At 54.8% G+C, this 21481-nt stretch carries 22 protein-coding genes; 5 read left to right on the forward strand and 17 right to left on the reverse strand.

Annotated elements, in window-relative coordinates; translation table 11 throughout:
* The first annotated feature begins 31 nt into the window (after window positions 1-31).
* Together CAP48_RS14070 and CAP48_RS14075 are read left to right on the forward strand one after the other, a co-directional pair.
* Window positions 32-1846: a PhoH family protein gene (locus CAP48_RS14070; RefSeq protein ID WP_100698621.1), complete on the forward strand. Its 1815-nt coding sequence runs from the start codon at window positions 32-34 to the stop codon at window positions 1844-1846.
* 588 nt (window positions 1847-2434) lie between these two features.
* A complete protein-coding gene (locus tag CAP48_RS14075) occupies window positions 2435-3466 on the forward strand; it encodes a bile acid:sodium symporter family protein (RefSeq protein ID WP_100697805.1) in 1032 nt (343 codons plus the stop codon).
* Between the two features lie 205 nt (window positions 3467-3671).
* Here CAP48_RS14075 and dnaB read toward each other — a convergent pair whose 3' ends face one another.
* The 9 genes from dnaB to xseB all read right to left on the reverse strand — a co-directional run bounded on the left by dnaB (window position 3672) and on the right by xseB (window position 11106).
* A complete protein-coding gene (gene dnaB / locus CAP48_RS14080) occupies window positions 3672-5054 on the reverse strand; it encodes a replicative DNA helicase (protein ID WP_100697807.1) in 1383 nt (460 codons plus the stop codon).
* A 194-nt stretch (window positions 5055-5248) separates the two neighbouring features.
* Window positions 5249-5704, reverse strand: a complete 456-nt coding sequence (gene rplI, locus CAP48_RS14085) for a 50S ribosomal protein L9 (RefSeq protein ID WP_100697809.1) — start codon at window positions 5702-5704, stop codon at window positions 5249-5251.
* A gap of 15 nt (window positions 5705-5719) precedes the next feature.
* The gene (rpsR, locus tag CAP48_RS14090) at window positions 5720-5995 is read right to left on the reverse strand and encodes a 30S ribosomal protein S18 (protein ID WP_100697811.1); all 276 of its coding nucleotides are present in this window, start codon (window positions 5993-5995) and stop codon (window positions 5720-5722) included.
* A 69-nt stretch (window positions 5996-6064) separates the two neighbouring features.
* Window positions 6065-6403, reverse strand: coding sequence for a primosomal replication protein N (priB, locus tag CAP48_RS14095; RefSeq protein WP_100697813.1), 339 nt, complete (start codon window positions 6401-6403; stop codon window positions 6065-6067).
* Between the two features lie 24 nt (window positions 6404-6427).
* Window positions 6428-6808, reverse strand: coding sequence for a 30S ribosomal protein S6 (gene rpsF, locus CAP48_RS14100; protein WP_100697815.1), 381 nt, complete (start codon window positions 6806-6808; stop codon window positions 6428-6430).
* 374 nt (window positions 6809-7182) lie between these two features.
* On the reverse strand, window positions 7183-7980 hold the full coding sequence (gene folE2 / locus CAP48_RS14105; RefSeq protein ID WP_100697817.1) for a GTP cyclohydrolase FolE2: 798 nt from the start codon (window positions 7978-7980) through the stop codon (window positions 7183-7185).
* 14 nt (window positions 7981-7994) lie between these two features.
* Complete coding sequence (dxs, locus tag CAP48_RS14110) at window positions 7995-9863, reverse strand: 1-deoxy-D-xylulose-5-phosphate synthase (protein ID WP_100697819.1); 1869 nt, start codon at window positions 9861-9863, stop codon at window positions 7995-7997.
* 77 nt (window positions 9864-9940) lie between these two features.
* Window positions 9941-10855: a polyprenyl synthetase family protein gene (locus CAP48_RS14115; protein ID WP_100697821.1), complete on the reverse strand. Its 915-nt coding sequence runs from the start codon at window positions 10853-10855 to the stop codon at window positions 9941-9943.
* Window positions 10852-11106 (reverse strand): exodeoxyribonuclease VII small subunit, encoded by a 255-nt coding sequence (gene xseB / locus CAP48_RS14120; protein ID WP_100697823.1) that lies wholly within the window; start codon window positions 11104-11106, stop codon window positions 10852-10854. The genes CAP48_RS14115 and xseB overlap by 4 nt, the downstream gene beginning before the upstream one ends.
* Before the next feature lie 262 nt (window positions 11107-11368).
* Between xseB and CAP48_RS14125 the strand changes: the two genes are divergently transcribed.
* Window positions 11369-12508, forward strand: a complete 1140-nt coding sequence (locus CAP48_RS14125) for an aromatic ring-hydroxylating dioxygenase subunit alpha (protein WP_100698623.1) — start codon at window positions 11369-11371, stop codon at window positions 12506-12508.
* A 30-nt stretch (window positions 12509-12538) separates the two neighbouring features.
* Here the strand turns inward: CAP48_RS14125 and CAP48_RS14130 are convergent, their stop codons facing one another.
* The gene (locus CAP48_RS14130; protein ID WP_192871339.1) at window positions 12539-13420 is read right to left on the reverse strand and encodes a DMT family transporter; all 882 of its coding nucleotides are present in this window, start codon (window positions 13418-13420) and stop codon (window positions 12539-12541) included.
* 184 nt (window positions 13421-13604) lie between these two features.
* Here CAP48_RS14130 and htpX point away from each other — a divergent pair, with 184 nt between their 5' ends.
* Window positions 13605-14489 (forward strand): protease HtpX, encoded by an 885-nt coding sequence (gene htpX, locus CAP48_RS14135; RefSeq protein WP_100697827.1) that lies wholly within the window; start codon window positions 13605-13607, stop codon window positions 14487-14489.
* Window positions 14490-14585: 96 nt separating this feature from the next.
* Here htpX and CAP48_RS14140 read toward each other — a convergent pair whose 3' ends face one another.
* The 6 genes from CAP48_RS14140 to CAP48_RS14165 all read right to left on the reverse strand — a co-directional run bounded on the left by CAP48_RS14140 (window position 14586) and on the right by CAP48_RS14165 (window position 20376).
* Entirely contained in the window at window positions 14586-14969 is a 384-nt protein-coding gene (locus tag CAP48_RS14140; protein WP_100697829.1) for an aldehyde dehydrogenase family protein, read from the reverse strand.
* Window positions 14966-16213, reverse strand: coding sequence for a CaiB/BaiF CoA-transferase family protein (locus CAP48_RS14145; protein ID WP_100697831.1), 1248 nt, complete (start codon window positions 16211-16213; stop codon window positions 14966-14968). Before CAP48_RS14145 ends, CAP48_RS14140 begins: the two co-directional genes overlap by 4 nt.
* 1 nt (window position 16214) lies before the next feature.
* Window positions 16215-16442 carry an acetyl-CoA carboxylase biotin carboxyl carrier protein subunit gene (locus tag CAP48_RS14150; protein WP_153045708.1) on the reverse strand — a complete coding sequence of 76 codons (228 nt, stop codon included), beginning with the start codon at window positions 16440-16442 and terminating at the stop codon, window positions 16215-16217.
* A 23-nt stretch (window positions 16443-16465) separates the two neighbouring features.
* The gene (locus CAP48_RS14155) at window positions 16466-17809 is read right to left on the reverse strand and encodes an acetyl/propionyl/methylcrotonyl-CoA carboxylase subunit alpha (RefSeq protein WP_100697835.1); all 1344 of its coding nucleotides are present in this window, start codon (window positions 17807-17809) and stop codon (window positions 16466-16468) included.
* A gap of 83 nt (window positions 17810-17892) precedes the next feature.
* Window positions 17893-19422 carry an acyl-CoA carboxylase subunit beta gene (locus tag CAP48_RS14160; protein ID WP_100697837.1) on the reverse strand — a complete coding sequence of 510 codons (1530 nt, stop codon included), beginning with the start codon at window positions 19420-19422 and terminating at the stop codon, window positions 17893-17895.
* 27 nt (window positions 19423-19449) lie between these two features.
* Complete coding sequence (locus tag CAP48_RS14165; RefSeq protein WP_161495267.1) at window positions 19450-20376, reverse strand: tripartite tricarboxylate transporter substrate binding protein; 927 nt, start codon at window positions 20374-20376, stop codon at window positions 19450-19452.
* Window positions 20377-20539: 163 nt separating this feature from the next.
* Between CAP48_RS14165 and CAP48_RS14170 the strand changes: the two genes are divergently transcribed.
* The gene (locus CAP48_RS14170) at window positions 20540-21010 is read left to right on the forward strand and encodes a MarR family winged helix-turn-helix transcriptional regulator (RefSeq protein WP_100697841.1); all 471 of its coding nucleotides are present in this window, start codon (window positions 20540-20542) and stop codon (window positions 21008-21010) included.
* An 86-nt stretch (window positions 21011-21096) separates the two neighbouring features.
* Here CAP48_RS14170 and CAP48_RS14175 read toward each other — a convergent pair whose 3' ends face one another.
* The gene (locus CAP48_RS14175) at window positions 21097-21414 is read right to left on the reverse strand and encodes a LysE family translocator (RefSeq protein WP_255411713.1); all 318 of its coding nucleotides are present in this window, start codon (window positions 21412-21414) and stop codon (window positions 21097-21099) included.
* Window positions 21415-21481 lie beyond the last annotated feature (67 nt).

The raw sequence follows: 21481 nt of genomic DNA on the forward strand, positions 1-21481 counted from the left end.
CGTGGAACAACAGCCATGTGAGAAACTATCTATGCCACTTCCAAAGCTGCCTGCCAAACCTGCCGACATCCTGGACATGACAGGAATGCCGGTTCCAAAAGCCTCCAGGGAAGACTCCGCAGCGACGGCGCCCCGCGAACGCAAGCGCCGCAAGCAAGATGCAACCGGTACGGTGGCAAGCACCGAAGCGGCCAATGCAACCGATTATGGCCAACAGGATGCCAGTCAGGCCGAACCAGCCAGCAGCACTGTGCCGGCCACCGGCACAGCGCCGCAGGCGCTCGCCGACGTTGCCAAAGCGGCGTCGCCCGAGCCTCAAACACGCGAGCAGGCCGGCACCCGGGCTCGCCGGACCACTGCGCGCAAAGCAGAGACCGGCGACGCCTCTGCGGTCTCGGGAAAGTCGGGTAGTACGCGCGGCGCACCTGTGCGGGCAGCAAATACCGCCGGCACCAACGGGCTGTCAAAACTGTTTGTTCTTGATACCAATGTGCTGTTGCATGATCCCACGTCGATCTTTCGCTTTGAAGAGCATGATATTTTCCTGCCCATGATGACGCTGGAAGAGCTGGACCATCATAAGAAAGGCATGACGGAAGTGGCTCGCAACGCGCGGCAGGTCAGTCGATCGCTGGATGCGCTTGTCGCAGAAACGCAAGACGTTCTCAAGGGAATGGCACTCAACGCCCTGGGCCACAAGGACGCCACCGGCCGCCTGCTGTTTCAGACGCAGAATATGGAAGGCCGCCTTCCGGTAGATTTGCCCAATGGCAAGGCCGACAACATGATACTGGGTGTCGTTCAAACCCTGCATCGCGAGCAGCCGCAACGTCAGATCGTGCTGGTGTCCAAAGACATCAATATGCGGCTTAAGGCGCGAGCGCTGGGACTGGAAGCCGAAGATTACCTGAACGATCATTCGCTGGAAGATTCGGACCTGCTGTATGAAGGCGCCATGTTGCTGCCAAACAACTTCTGGACCAAGCATGGCAAAGATGTTGAATCCTGGATACAGGGCGGCACCACTTTCTACAAGATCAAGGGTCCGCTGTGCGCCGACTTTGTCGTCAACCAGTTTGTCTATCTTGAAGGCGACTCGCCACTGTACGCGCAGGTTCGCGAGGTCAATGGAAAAACAGCTGTACTGGCGACCTTGCGCGACTATACGCACAAGAAAAACAACGTCTGGGGCGTGACCGCACGCAACCGAGAGCAAAATTTTGCGCTCAACCTGCTGATGAATCCCGACATTGACTTTGTTTCGCTGCTAGGCCAGGCGGGCACCGGAAAAACGCTGCTGGCCCTTGCCTGCGGCCTGACCCAGGTGCTCGAAACCAAGCGCTATACCGAGATCATCATGACCCGTGTGACAGTACCCGTGGGCGAAGATATCGGCTTTCTGCCAGGCACCGAAGAAGAGAAAATGCAGCCATGGATGGGAGCGCTTGAAGATAACCTGGAGTTTCTCAATACCGGCAGCAAAAACGACGGTTCATCCGGAGAGTGGGATCGTAGCGCCAGCAAGGAGGTGGTCAAATCGCATATCAAGATCAAATCGCTGAACTTCATGCGTGGTCGAACCTTCCTGAATAAATACCTCATCATCGACGAAGCGCAGAACCTGACGCCCAAGCAGATGAAAACGCTGATCACCCGGGCCGGACCGGGTACCAAGATCATCTGCCTGGGAAATATCGCACAAATCGATACACCGTACCTGACCGAAGGCAGTTCGGGTCTGACCTATGTGGTTGATCGCTTCAAGGGCTGGCCCCATTCGGGCCATATCACGCTGCAAAAAGGCGAGCGCTCTCGCCTGGCCGACTATGCCGCAGATGCGCTTTAGCGTGAGTTGACTCGGCCTGTCAGAAGGCAAAGGCCGGTGGCACCATTCCAAAATGAGATAAGCCACCGGCTTTTTAATGGGCTCCGGCTTTTTTGACCGGTCCCTGTTTTTAAATGGATCCGTGTTTTTAATGGATCCGTACTTTTCTAACGAGCCCCGTTTCTTAATAGATTCCTGCTTTTCTAACAAGTCCCGGTTTTCGGGGCGGACAGATCCCTGCGCGGACTAGGTTCGGTATATTGCTGGGGCGCCTTTTCTTGTTTGTGTAGGTATTCGGCTTTTTTAACGACAGGCCAATACCTCACTTGAGGTTTAAGGTGATTTTACCGAATGTGCATTCCTTTATGCCAGGCGTTAGTCGGCAGGCTACGGATTGCCGACGCAAATCGGCCTGTGAGCCAGTCATATCCAGTCCTGCCGACAAACAGTCAGGCGCGGGCAAGACCGTTTATACCGCTATAACCGTGCCGTAACATCACGGGATATGCTAAGCGATTACGCCCAACGCCTTACCGATGCGTGCGGAATCGGACGCAGGATTGAGTACAATAGGCGCAACCCTTTAACCCCTAACCGTAGACCCCCGCAATGTCCCAGTCCCTGCTTCGTTTTCTGAAAATAGATCGCTTCACCCTGCTGCTGATTATCGCCGTAATTATTGCATCTGTATTACCGGCCCACGGCAAGGGGATGCCGATAGCAGAGCTGATCACTAATCTGGCCATTGCGCTGCTGTTTTTCCTGCACGGTTCACGCCTGTCGCGTCAGGCCATTATTGCCGGTGCGACGCACTGGCGACTGCACCTGGTCATTTTTTCCTGCACATTCATTCTTTTTCCGCTGCTGGGCATTGTGCTGCGGCCGGTGCTTGAACCTATGTTAACGCCAGATTTGTACAAGGGCGTGCTATACCTGTGCGTCTTGCCGGCAACCGTGCAGTCAGCCATCGCCTTTACCTCCATCGCGCGCGGCAATATTCCCGCAGCGGTATGCAGCGCTTCGTCCTCCAGCATACTGGGCATTTTCATCACACCCATGCTGGTTAATTTACTGATTACCGATAGCAACGCGACGGCAGATCCCCAGCATGCGCTTGAGGCCATATGGCTAATCACCCTGCAGTTGCTAGTTCCCTTTGCGCTTGGACATTTCAGCCGCCCATGGACGTCCGCGTTTATCGGCAGGCATGGCTCGCTGATGAAATTTGTGGATCAGGGTTCGATTCTGCTGGTGGTGTATGTTGCCTTTTCCGAAGCGGTCAATGAAGGGCTCTGGCACGAAACACCAATAGCTGCCCTTATTGCAGTAGTGGTCGCCAGCGTCCTGCTGCTGGCGGTTGTGCTGGTTCTGACATCGCTGATTGGTCGGCTCATGGGCTTTTCCCTCGAAGACCGTATCACACTTGTGTTCTGTGGATCGAAAAAGAGTCTGGCCAGCGGCCTTCCCATGGCTCAGGTGCTGTTTGCGGGACAGGCGGTGGGCGCCATTGTTTTGCCTCTGATGATTTTCCACCAGATCCAGCTGATGGTCTGCGCAGTCATTGCCGCCAGACTGAGCAAGCGCCCCGAAGACATTCCTGTCGACAGCGAGGACGAGGCGTTGCTCAGGAAACCGGGCTGACCGGTAACGCATTCTTTGCCACAGGTCTGCGCGGTTATTACCGCCGGAATAAGCACGCGCCCCGACGACATCCCTGTCGATAGCCAGGGCTAGGCATTCCTCAGGAAATCGCGCTGACCGTTAACGCATTCTTTGCGGCGGGCGACACGCTGGAAACACGATTGGCCGCCGGCTATTTAGCTATGGCAGATAATGCATCCCGCCGTTATTCAGCAATAAAACTGTCGCCCGGACCGGCATAGTTCATGAACTTGGTAAATTCGCCGGCAAATGTCAGCCTGACCGTACCGATAGGGCCTGCACGCTGCTTGCCAATAATGACTTCGGCCGAGCCCTTGTCCTGTGTATCAGGGTGATAGACTTCATCTCGATAAATAAATAAAATCAAGTCAGCATCCTGCTCGATCGCACCCGATTCGCGCAGGTCACTCATGATGGGCCGCTTGTTGGTCCGTTGTTCCAGACCCCGATTTAACTGTGACAGCGCAATCACCGGGCATTCCATTTCCTTGGCCAGCGTCTTGAGCGAGCGGCTGATCTCGGAGATTTCCGCGGTACGATTATCGTTTTTTGACAGCGCATTGCCCGACATCAGCTGCAGGTAGTCGACCACGATCAGACCCAGCTTGCCGCACTTGCGCTTTAAACGGCGCGCACGTGAACGCAGCACCAGCGGACTGAGCGCCGGCGACTCGTCAATATAGATTTGCGCCTCCTGCAACAACTGCATGGCGTGGGTCAGCTTGGGCCAGTCTTCGTCCAGTAGCCTGCCGGTTCGCATGCGTTGCTGATCCAGCTTGCCAATGGAGCCAATCATACGCGCTGCCAGCTGCGTGGCTTCCATTTCCATGGAAAACACCGCTACAGGCAGCCCCTCGTCAATGGCCACATGTTCGGCAATGTTCATGGAAAACGACGTTTTACCCATGGCCGGCCGACCTGCCACGATAACCAGCTGTCCGGGATGTAGCCCCGTGGTCTTGCGGTCCAGATCGACAAATCCGGTTGGAATGCCCGACACATCGCCGTGATTGCCCTCCCCCAGCTCCTCAATGCGCTTGAGCACATCGACCAGCAAATCGCCCACTTCCTTGAATTCGCTTCCGGAAGAAGAGCCTTCCGATACTTGCAAGATGCGTGTCTCGGCCTCGTCCAGTAACTGGCGCGCTTCCTTGCCCTTGGGATTGAGCGCCTCGGAGGCGATTTCATCGGCAAAGGTAACCAGCTTGCGCAAAATAGCCCGCTCGCGAACAATCTCGGCATAGCGAATAATGTTGGCGGCAGACGGCGTGTTGCGCGTGAGCGCATCCAGATAGGCCAGCCCGCCAATTTCATCGGACTTACTCTCGAGCACCAGCGACTCGTGCACCGTAATGACATCAGCCGGGCGATCCAGGTTGATCAGTTTTGCGATGTGGTGAAATACCAGCCGATGATCATGACGATAGAAATCGTCTTCGTTGAGCATACCGCTGATATTTTCCAGTTGCGCATTGTCTATGAGCAACCCGCCTAGCACAGACTGTTCGGCTTCAACCGAATGAGGTGGCAGACGCAGGGAATCCAGTTGAGGATCAGGAGCATTCATGGCAGGGAGAACCGGGAAATAGGAAATATGACAATCGGATGTTGAGTAAGCCGCGGCAAAACCGGCACATAACAACCAGACAAAGATGTCATTATACGCAGTTAACCGCCAGGGCGTGAGGCAGGCCCGCAAATACAAAGAGCCGGATTAACCGGCTCTTTGTGGTACTGCTATCGCAGTGAACGTGCAATGGATTACGCCATTTCGCCCACGACATTGACAGTGATGTCAGACACCACGTCAGCGTGCAAATAGACCTGCACCGGGTATTCGCCAACGGCTTTGAAGGCACCGTCAGTCAGGCGAACCTGGCTTTTTTCAACGCCTTCGAAACCAGCTGCCCGCAGGCCAGCAGCGATGTCCATATTGGTAACAGAACCAAACAGACGACCGTCCACACCAGCCTTCTGGCCGATCTGCAGTTTGTAGCCGTTCAGTTTTTCAGCCTGAGCCTGGGCAGCAGCCAGTTTTTCTGCCTGGATTTTTTCCAGCTCGGCGCGACGGGCTTCAAATTCGGCGATTGCAGCTTGTGTTGCACGGCGGGCTTTTTTCTGAGGGATCAGAAAGTTGCGCGCATAACCGTCTTTGACGCGAACCACTTCACCCAGGTTGCCGACATTGACAATTTTCTCGAGAAGAATAACTTGCATGATGGATTTCCTGAATTAGTTGTGGTTATCTGTGTACGGCAACAGAGCCAGAAAGCGCGCACGCTTGATGGCAGTATCCAGCTGACGCTGGTAGTGCGCTTTGGTACCTGTCAGACGTGCAGGAATGATTTTTCCTGTTTCAGTGACGAAATCGCGCAGGGTGTCGATATCTTTATAATCGATTTCTTCAACGCCGGCTGCCGTAAAGCGGCAGAACTTGCGGCGTTTGAACAATGGATTTTGCTGAGGAAACTTACTGCGTTTATCCTTGCCTTTTTTCATGAAAGCCATGATATTGCCTTTTATGTTTGCGAGGGCCGGGCCCTCTGAATTTCAATAGTGAGCGTACCGCTCTGTCCGTTATGCGGGAATGCCTGGTGTAGGCGGCGTGTCCGTTGTTTTCGATCTGCCGGGAAATTCAGCCTGCTGGATATGCAGCACCAGCCTGCTGGAGTTTTTCCTTGTGGGTGCCAGAAACCCGCGTACGCGCATTTCAGCTCCCAGTGGCAGCGAGGCCAGCTTCTGACCCCATTGGCCAATGGCCTTTGCCGGAATCGTCATTTGAACGTGTCGCGGCAGGCCGGCTTCAATCACTTCGGACTCATGCGTCAGGATCAGATCCAGTACCGGCAAACCTGCCGGTGTATGCCTGAGGGCGCCCATTTCCAATATGCGGGCCTGCAGGCTAAGCTGGTTCATGTTGATGCCTGGCGCAGCGCGCCATTAACCCGCGTTTTCCTGTTCTGATGTCTGCTCGGTGGTTGCCTTGCGGGCTTCTTCACGCTCTACAGATTTCATCATGACTGACGCACCGGTGTGAGCCTTGGTGGCCTTGATAACCAGGTGGCGCAGTACAGCGTCGTTATAGCGGAACGCATGCTCAAGCTCATCCAATGCAGCTTGTGAGCATTCGATATTCATGCAGACATAGTGAGCTTTGACCAGTTTCTGGATTGGGTAAGCCAGTTGGCGACGACCCCAGTCTTCGAGACGGTGTACAGTACCACCGTCGCCTGTTACCGTTGCCTGGTAACGTTCGATCATGGCGGGCACTTGCTCGCTCTGATCAGGGTGAACAATAAACACTACTTCGTAGTGACGCATAGATAACTCCTTGTGGAATGTCCGCGACATGGCGTTTGCAATTGAACCTGACTGCACTTTGCAGCCACAGCAAAACCAGACATCAGATCGCGGGGGGCAGCCCGCCGGCACCACTGGCTGCGTAGACGGTATGAAAGCGATATGGTCATTCTTTTAATGACCAACGTTGCCCAGCACACCCGCAGCCCCATACCGGGGCGAGCAAGAAACCGTAGACTATAACACGAAATAATCAGAAAAACCACGATTTGTGGCCTTTTTTCAAGGCAAGATGCTGATTTACCACTACTTTTTTGGGCGAGCAGGTTTGCGGCCTGCTGTTGCAGCTTGATCATGCCCGGCTTGACAACCTGCCCGCCCGGACCTTGCCTTTTTTAGCCTTCTACCACCGCGTATGCGCTGTGGTTATGAATGGATTCGAAATTTTCGGCCTCGACGCGATAACTGACTACGCCAGGCAGCTTCTGGAACACCGCCGCGACATCGCGCACCAGGTCTTCAACAAACTTCGGATTATCATAAGATCTTTCGGTCACATATTTTTCATCGGTGCGCTTGAGCAAGCCCCACAGTTCGCAGGAGCCCTGCGCTTCGATACGCCGGATCAGATCGTCCAGTTCGTAGTGTTGCTGTGCGATCAGGCTGACGGTCACATGAGAACGCTGGTTGTGCGCCCCATATTCGGAAATTGCCTTGGAGCATGGGCACAGGCTCATGACGGGCACCAGCACCGTCTGTTCCACAACCGCCTGGTCCTTCTGCGCTTTGGCCACCCAGGTAACCTGATAATCCATCAGGCTTTCCACACCCGATACCGGCGCCTTCTTATTGATGAAATAAGGGAATGTCGCCGTGATATCACCCTTTTCGGCATGCAGCAGCGGCAACATCTCCAGCGCCATGGCCCGGAACGTCTCGGCTGTCATGGGGCGGTTGCGCCAGGTGTTGAGCAACGCCATGAAACGGGACATATGTGTGCCTTTTTCATGCGCCGGCAGCATAACGGTAAAAGTCCATTCAGCAATAGTTGCCTGGACCGAACCGTCAGCCAGTTGCAGCAGCATCGGCTGCTTGACCTGCCGGATACCCACACGCTGTATGGTGATATGACGCTCATCCAGCGTACTTTGCACATCGGGCATGAGCACCGATGGTTCAATTTGAGAATTCATTTATTCGCTCTATATTATTTATCAGCAGGTGACGATCCGAAACGCCGGGTAATCGCCTGCTCTATTCCTGCTGCATCCAGTCCGACACTGGCCAGTAACCCTGCCTGATCGCCATGATCGATAAAGACGTCCGGCAATCCCAACTGCAATAAATCACAACACAGGCCATTTGCGTGCATCAGCTCGGCCACTGCACTGCCTGCGCCACCCATGATGGCGCCCTCTTCCACGGTGACCAGTTGCTGGTGCGATGCCATCAACGACAGCAACAAGGTCTCATCCAGTGGCTTGACAAACCGCATGTCCACCAGCGTCGCATTCAGCTTTTCTGCGACGGGCGCCGCAGCATGCAATAAGGGCCCGAAAGCCAGTATGGCCAGCTTTTGACCCTGACGACGCACAACGGCCTTGCCCAGTTCCACGGCATCCAGCGTGGATTCAACCTGCGCGCCGACTCCACTGCCTCGCGGATACCTGACAGAAGCCGGACCGACATGCTGATAACAAGTGGATAACAGCAAGCGAGTCTCGTTTTCATCGGAAGGCGTGGCAATAACCATATTGGGCACGCAACGCAAAAACGCGATATCGTAATTGCCGGCATGTGTTGCGCCGTCAGCACCTACCAGACCGGCGCGATCAAGCGCAAAGGTAACGTCCAGGTTCTGCAGGGCCACGTCGTGAATAAACTGATCATAACCGCGCTGCAGGAACGTGGAATAAATGGCCAGTACCGGCTTGAGCCCTTCACAGGCGATGCCGGCCGCGAACGTGACCGAATGCTGCTCGGCAATACCTACATCAAAATAGCGTTGCGGAAAACGTTTTTCAAACTCGACCAGACCGCTGCCTTCGCGCATGGCAGGCGTTATCCCGACCAGACGCGAGTCCTGCTCGGCCATATCGCAAAGCCAGGCGCCAAAGACCTGGGTAAATGTCCGCTTGCCTGGCTTAGCCGGCTTCTGGATGCCCAATTCCGGATCAAATTTACCCGGTCCATGATAAAGCACCGGATCGGCTTCGGCCAGTTTATAACCCTGACCTTTTTTGGTTATAACATGCAAAAACTGTAGGCCGCCCAATTCCCGCAAGTTCTGAAGGGTCGGAACCAGCGACTCCATATCATGGCCATCGATCGGACCAACATAATTGAAACCGAGTTCTTCAAACAGCGTGGCCGGGCTGATCATGCCCTTGGCATGCCCCTTGACCCGCCGGGCGATGTCCAGCATGGGCGCCGGCATATGCTCGAGCACGGCACGACCCACATTTTTTGCGTCACGATACAGGCCGCCCGACAGCAAGCGCGCCAGATACCGATTGAGCGCACCTACCGGGGGCGAAATCGACATATCGTTGTCGTTCAGAATCACCAGCACATTGACGCCGGGCGTCACGCCAGCGTTATTAAGCGCTTCGAAAGCCATACCGGCGGTCATGGAGCCATCGCCAATCACGGCGATATGCTGGCGGTCAACATTCAAATTGCGGGAGGCAACCGCCATACCCAACACAGCCGAAATAGACGTTGAGGAATGAGCTGTGCCGAAAGCATCGTATTCTGACTCGCTGCGACGCGGAAACCCCGAAATCCCGCCGTACTGGCGCAGCCCGCCCATATCGGCGCGCCTGCCTGTCAGAATCTTGTGGGGATAGGACTGATGCCCGACATCCCATACCACCCGGTCATGCGGCGTATTGAAAACGTAGTGAATGGCCAGTGTCAGTTCTACGGTACCCAGGTTGGACGACAGATGGCCACCCGTGCGCGAGACCGAGTCCAGGATGAAGGCACGCAACTCGGTTGCCGCGCTCTTTAATTGTTGCGGACTCAGTTTTCGCACATCTGCGGGTGAATCAAGTGTATCTAGTAACTTTGTCATGAAATCTTCTTGGGCGCCCGGCACTGCAAAGGGCAAAAGCCGGGCAGAATGAATCACGGATTGACATCAGCGGGCAATCAGGATTTTCGATGGATAATCAGGTCAGCCAGCTCCCGCAAGCGACAGGCCGGTTCGCCCAGGGGCTTGATGGCGTCCAGCGACGCCTCATACAGCTGCTGGGCAAAGTCCCTGGATTGCGCCAGCCCCATCACCGACACGTACGTGGGTTTGTTGTCAGCCGCATCTTTGCCCGGCGTTTTACCCAGCGCCTGCTGATCAGCAGTGACATCGAGTATGTCGTCAACCACCTGAAACGCCAGGCCGATGGCCGAACCATAGTTTTCCAGCGCCATCCGGATGTCGGAATTGGCAGCGGTAACGATTGCCCCCAACTGAACACTGGCTTCAATCAGGGCACCGGTTTTGAGCCGATGCATATGCTGCAACTGTTCGGGATCCAGGCGTATGCTGACGCTAGCCAGATCAATGGCTTGTCCACCCACCATGCCCTGACTGCCGGCAGCCTGTGCCAGCACATTGACCGCCTGAACGACAAGCGCGGGCGCGACCGGCATCTGGGCCAGTTGCGCAAAAGCCAGCGGCTGCAGGGCATCACCTGCCAGCATTGCCGTCGCCTCGTCGAACTGAATATGAACCGTAGGCTTGCCACGCCGCAGTACGTCATCATCCATACACGGCAGATCGTCGTGAATCAGCGAATACGCATGAATCAGTTCGACGGCGGCAGCCGCCCGGGACAAGGTGTGCTCCAGCGCCGAAGGTAGTGCATTTTGCTGGGCGCTTGCCTGTCCGGCGGCATATACCAGCGCCGCCCGCAAACGCTTGCCGCCGCCAAGTGCAGCATATCGCATGGCCTCATGCAGCTTCGCAGGCGATTCATCTGCTGGCGGTAACGCGTTGTCAAGCGAGCCCTCGACCTTATCGATACAGGCTGGCAACCAGTCCTGAAACGGAACGACCCGGGCATTCATGATTCCGGCGTTCCTGTTTCAGCCAGGGGAACCAGCATATTGTTGCGAAGCACACTGATCTGTTGCTCTGCGGCATCCAGCTTGTCCTGACACACCCGCGCCAGACGGACACCTCTTTCGTATGCAGCAATGGAATCCTCCAGCGACATGCTGTTGTCTTCCATTTGCGTCACGATCGACTCGAGCTCGCCCAGCGCCGCCTCGAACTGATCGGGCAGTGCCACAGTGTCGGTTTTTGCGTTCACGGTCAAAACCAGTCTCCAATGCTTTCAGTTGTGCAATTTGCTCATTGTACGAAATCAGCGGCAGCTGCGGTTGCAGATTTACGACTTTCGCCTCAAACTCGATTCGTGCCGCCCAGACCGGCAAATATTGCGGTATTTGCCTAGCCCATTTTTCTTGACTAAGGTATTGATTTTCTTTAAAATTACCCTCCTTTTTCATTTTTTACACACTTGATGCCGGCTCATGACCCTTGGTGAGGCGGCATTTGTTTTCCTCGGGGGGCATTTCATGTCTGATATTGCCAAACTGGCACATGTATCACCGGCGTCGACTCAGCTACCAGTCGACGTCTACTTTGACGACGATATCTTTAAAAAGGAGCAGGCCCGCATCTTCGATGCCTCGGCGCTGTACGTCGGACATGAAAAACTGGTGCCCGAATCCGGAGACTGGCGCACACTGGCGCATGAACAGGCCGGCCGCGTGCTGGTGCGCAATGGTGACACGATCAGCCTTATGTCAAATGTCTGTCGGCACAGGCAGGCTATCATGCTGGGTGGGCAGGCCGGCGACGTGACCAGCACGACAAACAATCATGGCAATTTGCGCAGCACCGGCGGCAATATTGTCTGTCCGCTACACCGTTGGACCTACGACAATCAGGGCACGCTGCTGGGTGCGCCGCAATTTGACAGTAACCCCTGCAAGAATCTGCAGCAATTTCCGCTAAAGAACTGCAACGGCCTGCTATTTGAGGGCCCGCGCAATCCGGCCACCGATATGGCGCCGCTGTTTAACCGCCCCGAGTTCGATTTTTCCGATTATGTGTTTGATCGCGCTCTCGTGCATGAATGCAATTACAACTGGAAAACCTTCATCGAAGTCTATCTTGAAGACTACCATGTCGCGCCATTTCACCCGGGCCTGGGCAGTTTTGTCACTTGTGATGACCTGAGTTGGGACTTTACCGACACCTTCAGTCTGCAACGCGTGGGCGTGCATCAGGCACTGGCCAACCCAGGCTCGGAAGTTTACAAAAAATGGCATGACGAATTACTTAAATTCCGCCAGGGGCAAGCCCCTGACTTTGGCGCGATGTGGGTCACCTACTTTCCCACGCATATGATCGAGCTTTATCCGCATGCGCTGGTTCTGTCCACCCTTTACCCGGCGGGGCCGCAAAAAACGATCAATCTGGTTGAGTTTTACTACCCTGAAGAAATCGTTATGTTCGAGCGCGACTTCATTGAAGCCCAGCAGGCGGCATATATGGAAACAGCGATCGAAGACGATGAGATTGCCGAACGCATGGATGCGGGCCGACTGGCTCTATACAACCGCGGCACGTCCGAATCCGGACCTTACCAGTCGCCCATGGAAGACGGCATGCAGCACTTTCATGAGTGGTATAACAAACTGATGGCTTAAGTGCAGGGCAAGTGGCTTGCCCTGCACGCTTCAGGGGGTGGTTTTGATGAGCGTTTTCTTTTGCCTTTCGGCAAGCGACAAGGTGCGCCATGCCGAAAGCAGTCCAGCCAGAATCACCATGCCCATGCCAAGCCATGCCAGCACGTCCGGCGCGTTGTTCCATACTAGGATACCGATGCACGCCGAAAAGATAATTGTGGTGTATTGAAGTGCGGCCGACAGTAGCGGCGAGCCCGATCCGAAGGCACGTGTCAGGGCCAATTGCCCAAAGAGCCCCGACAGTCCGACGACCAGCAAAGCAGCCCACGCTACCATGTCTGGCTGGCCAATACCATGCGCCTTGATGCCCACCAGGCTGGTGCTCGTCACAAAAATGGAAAAGAACATGACAGTGCGCCAGATGGGTTCACCAATGGACCCCAGCTGGCGCACCTGCATCATGGCCACCGCGCCACATGCGCCGGCAAGCAGTCCGAGCGCGCATGCAAACCATTGATCTTCAGTTATGCTCGGCCGCAGAATCAGCAACACCCCGGCAAAGCCGATGGCTACTGCAAGCGTGCGCACCATATCGTTGGCCGCTTTGCCCGAAAGCAGCAAAAAGCCAGCGATAAATAACGGCGAGGTATAGTTCAGGCTAGTGCTGGTGGCCAGCGGCAGTACGCTGTATCCGTAAAACGCCATCCACATGGCGCCGACGCCAAAAACGTTGCGCATAAGATGCAGCCGTATACTTTTGGGCTTGAGCGATTTTCGTGTTGACACCGCCCAAAGCACGAGCAGCACGACTGATGGCAAGCCCCGGAACAAGATGACCAGCGGCAGCGAGGCTGCGTGTTCGGACGCCAGTTTCACAGACGCCCCCATGATGGCGAACATGAGAGAAGCCACCAACATCCACAGTGCCTGCATGCTAAATCCGGAAATCGCTTGAAAATAAAATAACATTCTACTGCGAACAACACTGTAAAAGGACAACATAGCCCTTATATAATTGATCTGGCCTAATTCAGTTATTTTTAAGCTCCCGATGTCAGACTCTTTCGGATTCCACATCTGTCATCCGGGTTGACCCCTTCCTACAAGGACCTGCTGCATGAAACGCATTATTCTTTTCCTTATGACCAACCTCGCCGTCATGGTGGTATTGGGCATTACGCTGAACCTGTTGGGCGTGAACCGCTACATGGACGCCAATGGTATTAACATGGGCCAGCTATTGGTCTTTTCTGCCGTGGTGGGTTTCGTGGGTGCCTTCATCTCTCTGCTGATGAGCAAGCCGATGGCCAAATGGTCCATGGGACTAAAGGTGATCGATCCGGCTGCGCCGGCCAACCAGAACGAATGGTGGCTGGTTGACACGGTGCACCAATTGGCTGATCGCGCCGGCATTGGCCGTCCCGAAGTAGCCATCTACGAAGGCGAACCCAACGCGTTTGCCACCGGTGCCTTTAAAAACGACTCACTGGTAGCCGTATCTACCGGCCTACTGCAAAACATGAGCGAAGAGGAAGTGACCGCCGTGCTGGGTCATGAAGTAGCTCACATCGCCAATGGCGACATGGTAACCCTGACCCTGATCCAGGGCGTGGTCAATACGTTTGTGGTTTTCCTGGCTCGTGTCGTTGGGTATTTCATCGACCGCACGATTTTCCGTAATGAGCGCGGCGTGGGCCCCGGCTACTACATTACCGTGCTGGTCTGTGAGATCGTGTTCGGTGTTTTGGCATCCATTATCGTGGCATGGTTCTCGCGTCAGCGCGAATACCGGGCCGATGCCGGCTCTGCGCAAATGCTTGGCTCAGCCTCTCCGATGATCAATGCGCTGGCCAGACTGGGCGGCTTGAACCCTGGCAACCTGCCCAAGCAATTCGAATCGGCTGGCATTAGCGGCGGCGCCGGCGTGGCAGCCCTTTTTTCTACCCACCCCCCCATTGAGCACCGCATCAATGCGCTGCGTGCACGTATTGCGCAGTCCTGATTTGTCGATGCCTGGCGGCCTCGCCGGGCATCGTCCATGACCACAGACGCACTTTGCCGTGGATGCTCATCAGTTCACGCGGATATTGTGACCCGCTCATTGCGCCGGACCCAGCACAAAGACCAGGTTCTTGAAGCGCTGATAATTCAAATTGGCCGACATACCCTTTCCAATCCCGCTTTCTTTATATCCACCAAGCAAGTTCTCGACGCCGCCGGCAAAGTAGTTGTTGACAAAAACCGGACCTGTTTCAATTCGCGATACAAGTTGATGGATGTAACTTATGTGGTGTCCCCATACCACTGCAGCCAGCCCGCAGTTTGTATGATTGGTCAACACAACACACTCCTGGATTGATTCGAACTTACATAAAAATAAAACCGCAACCGGTCCGAAGATTTCATTGCTGCTGATAAATTCTCCTTCTCCGTTACCATAAATACCACGCGATACAAACCGGCCTTTGCTTGTATATCTCAGGCTCCCTTTCTGCTCGAATGGTGCACGACGCCTGCAGTGATCAGCACATCGATTTCATCGGGGCTCATACCCAGTTCGGTGCCAAGCACATCGCGGGTGTCCTCTCCCAGCGCCGGACCGGTGCATCGAATACGCCCCGGCGATTTGCTCAGTTTGGGCGTCACGCCGATTTGACTGACACTGCCTAGCTCAGGATGTGCGACCTGCGCAATCATGTCGCACGCCCGATAATGAGGTTCTTCAAAAATATCCTCGATCGTCAATACACGAGAGACCGGCACGCCGGCATCCTGCAGGGACTTTTCAAGCGCACGGCCGTCCTGCTGCCGTGTCCAGTCAGCTACCTCAGAGTCAATGTAGCGCATATTTTCCGCCTGTCCGCGTGCCCGGATCGTGCTATAGCGGGGATCAGCCAGAAAATCGGGCCGGTTCATTAATCTGGCAAGCCTGTCGAATGTTGCATTGCTGTTGGCCGCAATGAGTACGAAACCGCCGCCTGCCGTTGGGTACAAACTGTTGGGCGCCATGGAGGGAAGATTCGCCCCCTGACGCATGGGCACTTTGCCCAGCTTGTCGAATGCCGGCACCAGCGACTCCATTTGCGTAAAGGCCGATTCATAAAGCGCTGCGTCAATAACCTGTCCTTCTCCCGATGCATCGCGATGGCGAAGCGCCGCCAGAATACCGAATGCGGTGTACACAGCGGTCAGATAATCTGTGGTGGCCAGCGCGACCCGGGACGGAGGACGATCCGGATCTCCGGTCATGTGCCGCACGCCTCCAAATGCCTCGCAAATCGCACCGTAACCGGGCAAATGAGCGCTTGGACCGGTCTGCCCGTAGCCACTGATGCGTGCGTAGATAATGGCTGGATTGAGGCGGGACATTGCCTCATAACCCAGTCCGAGTCGCTCCAGGACACCAGGACGATTGTTTTCAAGCACCACATCGGCTTTGCCGATCAGGGCCTGGGCAAGCCTTTGACCCTCTGCGCTCTTCAAGTCCATCGCGATGGATCTTTTGCCTCGCAGTATTGAGGCGCCATAGAGCGACACCTCGCCAACATGGCTGCCCATCTGACGCACCGGGTCGCCGTCAGGCGGCTCAATTTTTATAACGTCTGCGCCAAAATCGGCGAGTAGCCGACCGCAGGCGGGGCCGGCGATAGTGGTGCAGATTTCAATGACACGGATGCCGGTCAGTGGCGCGGCCCCGGTCTGTGCACCCGCTGTTTCCTTTTTCATGTCAGCCGTTCCTTTTACCGACTTGACCCACCACCTGGCCGTCTTCCACTGCATCCCCTTCCTTGACATCAAGCGCCAGCAGCACGCCCTCTTCTTCACTCATGACCGGGATTTCCATCTTCATGGATTCAACGATAAGGACAGGCTCATCGGGTGTTACCCCGGCCCCCACTTGAACGAGGATTTTCCACACGGTTCCTGTCACTTCCGAGATCAATTCGGTTGACATATTCATTCTCCTGATAGACAAAATTAATTCGAAAGTATGCGCTGTGTCAGACCGGTGTCAACGTCTCCGGCCTTAAACTGGGCGCTGCCGATCACCTTCTGTATGAAGGGGATGTTATTTTTGACGCCTTCGATCACCGTGGCAGTCAATGCCTCCTGCAGCTTGCAAATTGCCTTTTCCCTGCTGTCGGCATGCACAATAAGCTTGGCGATCATCGGATCGTAGTAGGGTGTGATGACATTGCCAGCAGCAAAACCGGTTTCCACCCGGATGCCTCGACCGGCGGGAAAAGACAATGCCCGCAGTGTGCCGGGCGACGGGAAAAACCGGACCGGATCTTCGGCGTATATGCGCGCCTCGATCGCATGGCCGCGAATCGAGACGGATTCAGGCAAGACCTCGGACAAACGCTCACCGGCGGCCAGCCGAATCTGCACCTGAACCAGGTCAACTCCTGTAATTTCTTCGGTCACTGCATGTTCAACCTGGATTCTTGTATTGGTTTCCAAAAATTGAAAATTTTCCTGCTGATCCAATAAGGTTTCGACGGTGCCAATCACGTCATACTTCATGTTCTGCAACACTTGTACAATCTCGCTGGCCTTGGCGTTTATCAGCGCTCTGGGTATTCGCGCAGCGGGCGACTCCTCAATCACTTTCTGATGCCGCCGCTGGACCGAGCAATCACGCTCGAACAAATGGCAGGCATTGCCATAACGGTCCGCCAGAATCTGGAACTCAATGTGGCGGGGTCGTTCCATCATGCGCTCCAAGTACAGATCGGCACTGCCGAAACTGCGCAGCGCCATGGCTTTGGTTTGAACAACCGCCTTGAGCAATTGCGCATCATTGTGCACCGCCGCCATGCCGATACCACCGCCTCCGGCGGCTGCCTTTACCATGACCGGATAGCCGATCTTGGCAGCGGCTGTGCGTTGTTCATTTTCATCATCGGTCAGCAAGCCAGAGCTGGCCGCCATTGCCAGGCCAAACTCATGCATCAGCGCACGCGCCCGGGTCTTGTGGCCCATCGCATCAATCCACTGTGGGCTGGGACCGATGAAGGTGACGCCGGCCTGCATGACTTTGCGGGCAAATGCTGCATTTTCTGAAAGAAAACCGTAGCCCGGATGAACGGCATCGGCCCCACTTTGTTCCAGGACCTTGAGTATCGCGTCCTGATTCATATAACTGTGTGCAGGATCGGCCGGTCCGATGCAGTAAGTTTCGTCCGCCAGAGCCAGATACGGCAATGACGCATCGGCCTCGGAATAGATTGCCACTGACCGTATCCCCATCTTGCGCAATGTCCGCAAAACGCGCGCAGCTATCGCTGCCCTGTTTGAAACCAGGACCTTTTGAAACATTGTTGATTACTCCAAATTCAATGATTAATAACGAACAGTCCGGTCGCTGCGGACAGTATCAGATATCGCTATATGGCCACCGGTCAGTGACTCGTTGGCCAGGTGCGCATCAGATGTTCGCCAACACCGCCGGTCAGGCGCATTCCATGTATTTCCAGACTGCGGATCAGATGCGCTCGGGTCTGCGCAGGATGGATGACCGACTGCGCGCCAAAGACAGCCGCCGCATCGTAGGCAGATGTTCCTTTTGTCATTTGCTCAAGTAGTTGTTGGTATTGCACGGGATCATCTGCCTCGGTCACGCCATGCACAATCGAGACGGCCGAGCGCGGGTCCATAAAATTGACTTCTGCAGTGAACCAGTTGATCACCTCATCGGCGTTACCGCCGCCCCCCATATTCAGTACGGCCTGCCCGTATGTTTTGCGCATGACAACTGAAATTTTTGGCACAGTAACCAGAGAAATGGCGTTCATCCAGTTCATCACATGCCCGATTGCGCCCTGGCGCTCGCCTTCGACTCCGATCAAAAAGCCGGGCTGATCGACCATAAACACCAGCGGAATATTGAACGAGTCGCACAGAATCATGAAGCTGACCGCCTTGCGGCATGCCTGCGGATCAATGGCTCCGCCTTTATGGATAGGGTTATTGGCCACAATACCGACAGAGCGGCCGCCCAACCTGGCCAATGCGGTAACGATGGACTTTCCAAACCGCGGCTTGAGCTCGAAAATCGAATCCTTGTCATAAATAAGATTCAGGATTTTTCTGACGTCATATACCTGGGCACGGGCGCTCGGTAGAATGTCCAGGATGTACCCGATATCGTCCCCTGATCCTTCAGGAACCGGACACACGGGTGGCGGTTCGTTATGATGGCTGGGCAGATAAGACAAAAATCGTCCAATGGCGTCCAATGCTTGTTCGTCTGTGTCGACTGCGAGATCAACCATACCGGTGACCTCTGTATGCAACTTCCACCCACCCAGGGTTTCGGGGTCAACCTCTTCATTAATGGCGCGGGCAGTCAGCTTAACGCTGGATACCGCAGTAATCGCCCCCTTGCGCATAACGACGAAATCTCCCAACGCGGCATACCAGGATGATGAACCGTAACAATGCCCCAGCACTGCAGACACCCATGGCGTTTCCCGCGTACGCAAATACTGGGTCGGCCGGTCTCCGCTGCCTACGCCCGACGCTCCCATGACATCAGGCATGCGGGCACCGGTAGACTCTCCGAGAAAAATCATGGGCATACCATGGCGAGTCGCAACACGCTTGACATAACCAACCTTCCGGGTATTGACTGAACTGCTGGATGCCCCCATAACGGTAAAATCGTTGGACACAACGGCGACCTCTCTGCCATTGATTTTCCCGTACCCCGTTACCTTGCCGTCGGCAGCAGAGCACTCGCGCATTTCCGGCCGATTACTGGTCGCAAAAAGACCCATTTCATGAAAAGTGCCGGGATCCACCAGGCGGTCAATGCGTTGGCGCGCATTCATGACGCCTTCTTGCGCCCGCTGTTGCAGCTTGCGATCTCCCCCCATGGAAAGCACCTTGCGGCGAAGTTCTTCGTGTTCCTGTATCAAATCATCAAACATTTTTTATTCCAAAATTATCAAATTGAATTAACGCTGTTTTGCTGCCTGCCGTAACTGAGGAACCGATTCTCCAAGCTGGTTCCATTGTTGGGATTCCTGCTTCATCTGCTCCCTGAGCTGGGCAGGAGAGGAAAATGACGCTTGCGCGCCAATGTCGGCCAGCTTTTTGGAAAAGGTGTCATCCTGGACGACGCGACGCGTCGCCTCTCCCAGCGCCTGTACAATATGGTCGGACGTCTCCGCTGGTGCCAGCAGGCCGAACCATACGCTAAGATCCAAATCGACTCCCAGCTCCTGAAGTGCAGGAACCGACGGTAATGACGGATTGCGTTCTTTTGATGTCACAGCCAGCGCAGTCAAGCGCTCCGACTGAAGATAGCCCAGGACGACGGGCACAAGAGAAAACACTGTATCGATCTGCCCACCGATCACATCATTGGTCGCTTGCGCACCCCCTTTATATGGCACGTGCAGCAAAGGCGCCTGTGCGCGGTGCTTCGTCAACTCCACGTACAAGCTAAGCTGGGCGCTGGATATCGTATATTTGCCTGGGGTTGCGCGCGATTTTCTGATCATTTCCTGTACATTTGCAAATGCGGAATCAGTGCGCGTTGCGATCACGAATGGCACCCTGGCAATCACGCTGACTGGCTGGAAATCGTCAATCGGGTCAAATGAAGGAACCGGCCCAAAAACGGCATTCAGCGTAGGTGTGCCACCGCCGAATAACACGGTATAACCATCGGGTTTGGCATTAGCCACGAGATTGCTTCCGATATTGGTTGCGGCGCCCGGCTTATTGTCTACAACCACCGGCTGTCCCATTACCTGGCTCAGCTTTGCCGCAAACAGCCGGGCAATCGTATCGGTGCTGCCCCCGGCAGGATACGAAACAATCATTTGTATCGGCTTTGACGGGTAAGCCTCGTGCGCCGACGCTGTAGTTACTGACATACAACAAGCTAGGGTAACCATCCAAATCCGAAATGCCTGCATTTTTATCTCCGTGAATTATCTCGTTCAAGACGAAATTTTTTGTATAGTCATTGATACAATATGATCTACCTGTTCAAAACAAAAGTCAACATGGTTGACTAATTAAGAGTAACGACTCATTATGATTTCTGCTCGAAAAACAGCTCAATTGCGTTCAGCCCGATCCTTCGGCATAGGACGTTTGTTTCTGTTGGCGCGCCGTGATTTCTCACAACGCCTGTCAAAAAAAATGGCTGATAAAACCGGGAATACTAACCCCATTGTAGGAGGCTCGATCCTGCCCTTTATTGATCTGGAGGGAACACGAAGCATAGAAATTGCGCGACGCGCGGGCATTTCCAAACAAGCGGTCGGCAAACTGCTTAAGGAGCTGGAGGATGCCGGTCTGGTCACGCGCTCACAGGACGAATCCGATGGCCGTGCACAGATTATTTTTTTTACAGATACCGGCGTCGAATATTTGCTGCAAATCCATGCGTCAATTAAATCGATTGAACAAGAATATGAAGCAATATTGGGAAAACAAGAGCTGGGGGATTTACGTAGCAGCTTAAGCAAGCTGGCTTACGCTGAGAACGTCCTGCCCAAATAACGCAGAAAGGAAGGGCGAACTGCCGGCACACTGCTACCCCCCTTTGCTATGGTACGGGCAGCCCTGATAATGTTATTTCGACGGACTCAACGCTTTGTCAGCCAGATACGCGAGTCAAGCGCAATAAATGCCAGTCCAACGACGCGGTCGATCCGGATTTTGACAGTCTGATTACGCGAAACAGCCCCTGCCGTACTGCCGACCAACCATGGGAACGTGGATTCGCAAACAAAACCAATGACCACATAGGCCAACCCCAGCAACAGGAAGGAAACCACCTGCTTGTCTCCTCCCACGGTGGCAAACTGGGGAAAGAATGCGGTGAAAAACAGTAGCGCTTTAGGATTGGTAATGGTTGTCAGAAAGCCGCGCATCAACAGTGAGTGCGTATTGGCTACCGGCAACGCGATCGCAGCCGGCGATGTCTTGCTGCGCTACAGGCTGCCCCAGGAGCATTTTCAACCAGAGCCA

Source organism: Advenella sp. S44, assembly GCF_002810445.1.
GTDB lineage: Bacteria > Pseudomonadota > Gammaproteobacteria > Burkholderiales > Burkholderiaceae_B > Advenella.

What these genes read in the sequence shown, in the direction of transcription:
- CAP48_RS14070 (WP_100698621.1), top strand. Translation starts at nt 32, where the DNA reads ATGCCACTTCCAAAGCTGCCTGCCAAACCTGCCGACATCCTGGACATG.
- CAP48_RS14075 (WP_100697805.1), top strand. Translation starts at nt 2,435, where the DNA reads ATGTCCCAGTCCCTGCTTCGTTTTCTGAAAATAGATCGCTTCACCCTG.
- dnaB (WP_100697807.1), bottom strand. Translation starts at nt 5,054, where the DNA reads ATGAATGCTCCTGATCCTCAACTGGATTCCCTGCGTCTGCCACCTCAT.
- rplI (WP_100697809.1), bottom strand. Translation starts at nt 5,704, where the DNA reads ATGCAAGTTATTCTTCTCGAGAAAATTGTCAATGTCGGCAACCTGGGT.
- rpsR (WP_100697811.1), bottom strand. Translation starts at nt 5,995, where the DNA reads ATGGCTTTCATGAAAAAAGGCAAGGATAAACGCAGTAAGTTTCCTCAG.
- priB (WP_100697813.1), bottom strand. Translation starts at nt 6,403, where the DNA reads ATGAACCAGCTTAGCCTGCAGGCCCGCATATTGGAAATGGGCGCCCTC.
- rpsF (WP_100697815.1), bottom strand. Translation starts at nt 6,808, where the DNA reads ATGCGTCACTACGAAGTAGTGTTTATTGTTCACCCTGATCAGAGCGAG.
- folE2 (WP_100697817.1), bottom strand. Translation starts at nt 7,980, where the DNA reads ATGAATTCTCAAATTGAACCATCGGTGCTCATGCCCGATGTGCAAAGT.
- dxs (WP_100697819.1), bottom strand. Translation starts at nt 9,863, where the DNA reads ATGACAAAGTTACTAGATACACTTGATTCACCCGCAGATGTGCGAAAA.
- CAP48_RS14115 (WP_100697821.1), bottom strand. Translation starts at nt 10,855, where the DNA reads ATGAATGCCCGGGTCGTTCCGTTTCAGGACTGGTTGCCAGCCTGTATC.
- CAP48_RS14125 (WP_100698623.1), top strand. Translation starts at nt 11,369, where the DNA reads ATGTCTGATATTGCCAAACTGGCACATGTATCACCGGCGTCGACTCAG.
- CAP48_RS14130 (WP_192871339.1), bottom strand. Translation starts at nt 13,420, where the DNA reads ATGCAGGCACTGTGGATGTTGGTGGCTTCTCTCATGTTCGCCATCATG.
- htpX (WP_100697827.1), top strand. Translation starts at nt 13,605, where the DNA reads ATGAAACGCATTATTCTTTTCCTTATGACCAACCTCGCCGTCATGGTG.
- CAP48_RS14145 (WP_100697831.1), bottom strand. Translation starts at nt 16,213, where the DNA reads ATGAAAAAGGAAACAGCGGGTGCACAGACCGGGGCCGCGCCACTGACC.
- CAP48_RS14150 (WP_153045708.1), bottom strand. Translation starts at nt 16,442, where the DNA reads ATGTCAACCGAATTGATCTCGGAAGTGACAGGAACCGTGTGGAAAATC.
- CAP48_RS14155 (WP_100697835.1), bottom strand. Translation starts at nt 17,809, where the DNA reads ATGTTTCAAAAGGTCCTGGTTTCAAACAGGGCAGCGATAGCTGCGCGC.
- CAP48_RS14160 (WP_100697837.1), bottom strand. Translation starts at nt 19,422, where the DNA reads ATGTTTGATGATTTGATACAGGAACACGAAGAACTTCGCCGCAAGGTG.
- CAP48_RS14165 (WP_161495267.1), bottom strand. Translation starts at nt 20,376, where the DNA reads ATGTCAGTAACTACAGCGTCGGCGCACGAGGCTTACCCGTCAAAGCCG.
- CAP48_RS14170 (WP_100697841.1), top strand. Translation starts at nt 20,540, where the DNA reads ATGATTTCTGCTCGAAAAACAGCTCAATTGCGTTCAGCCCGATCCTTC.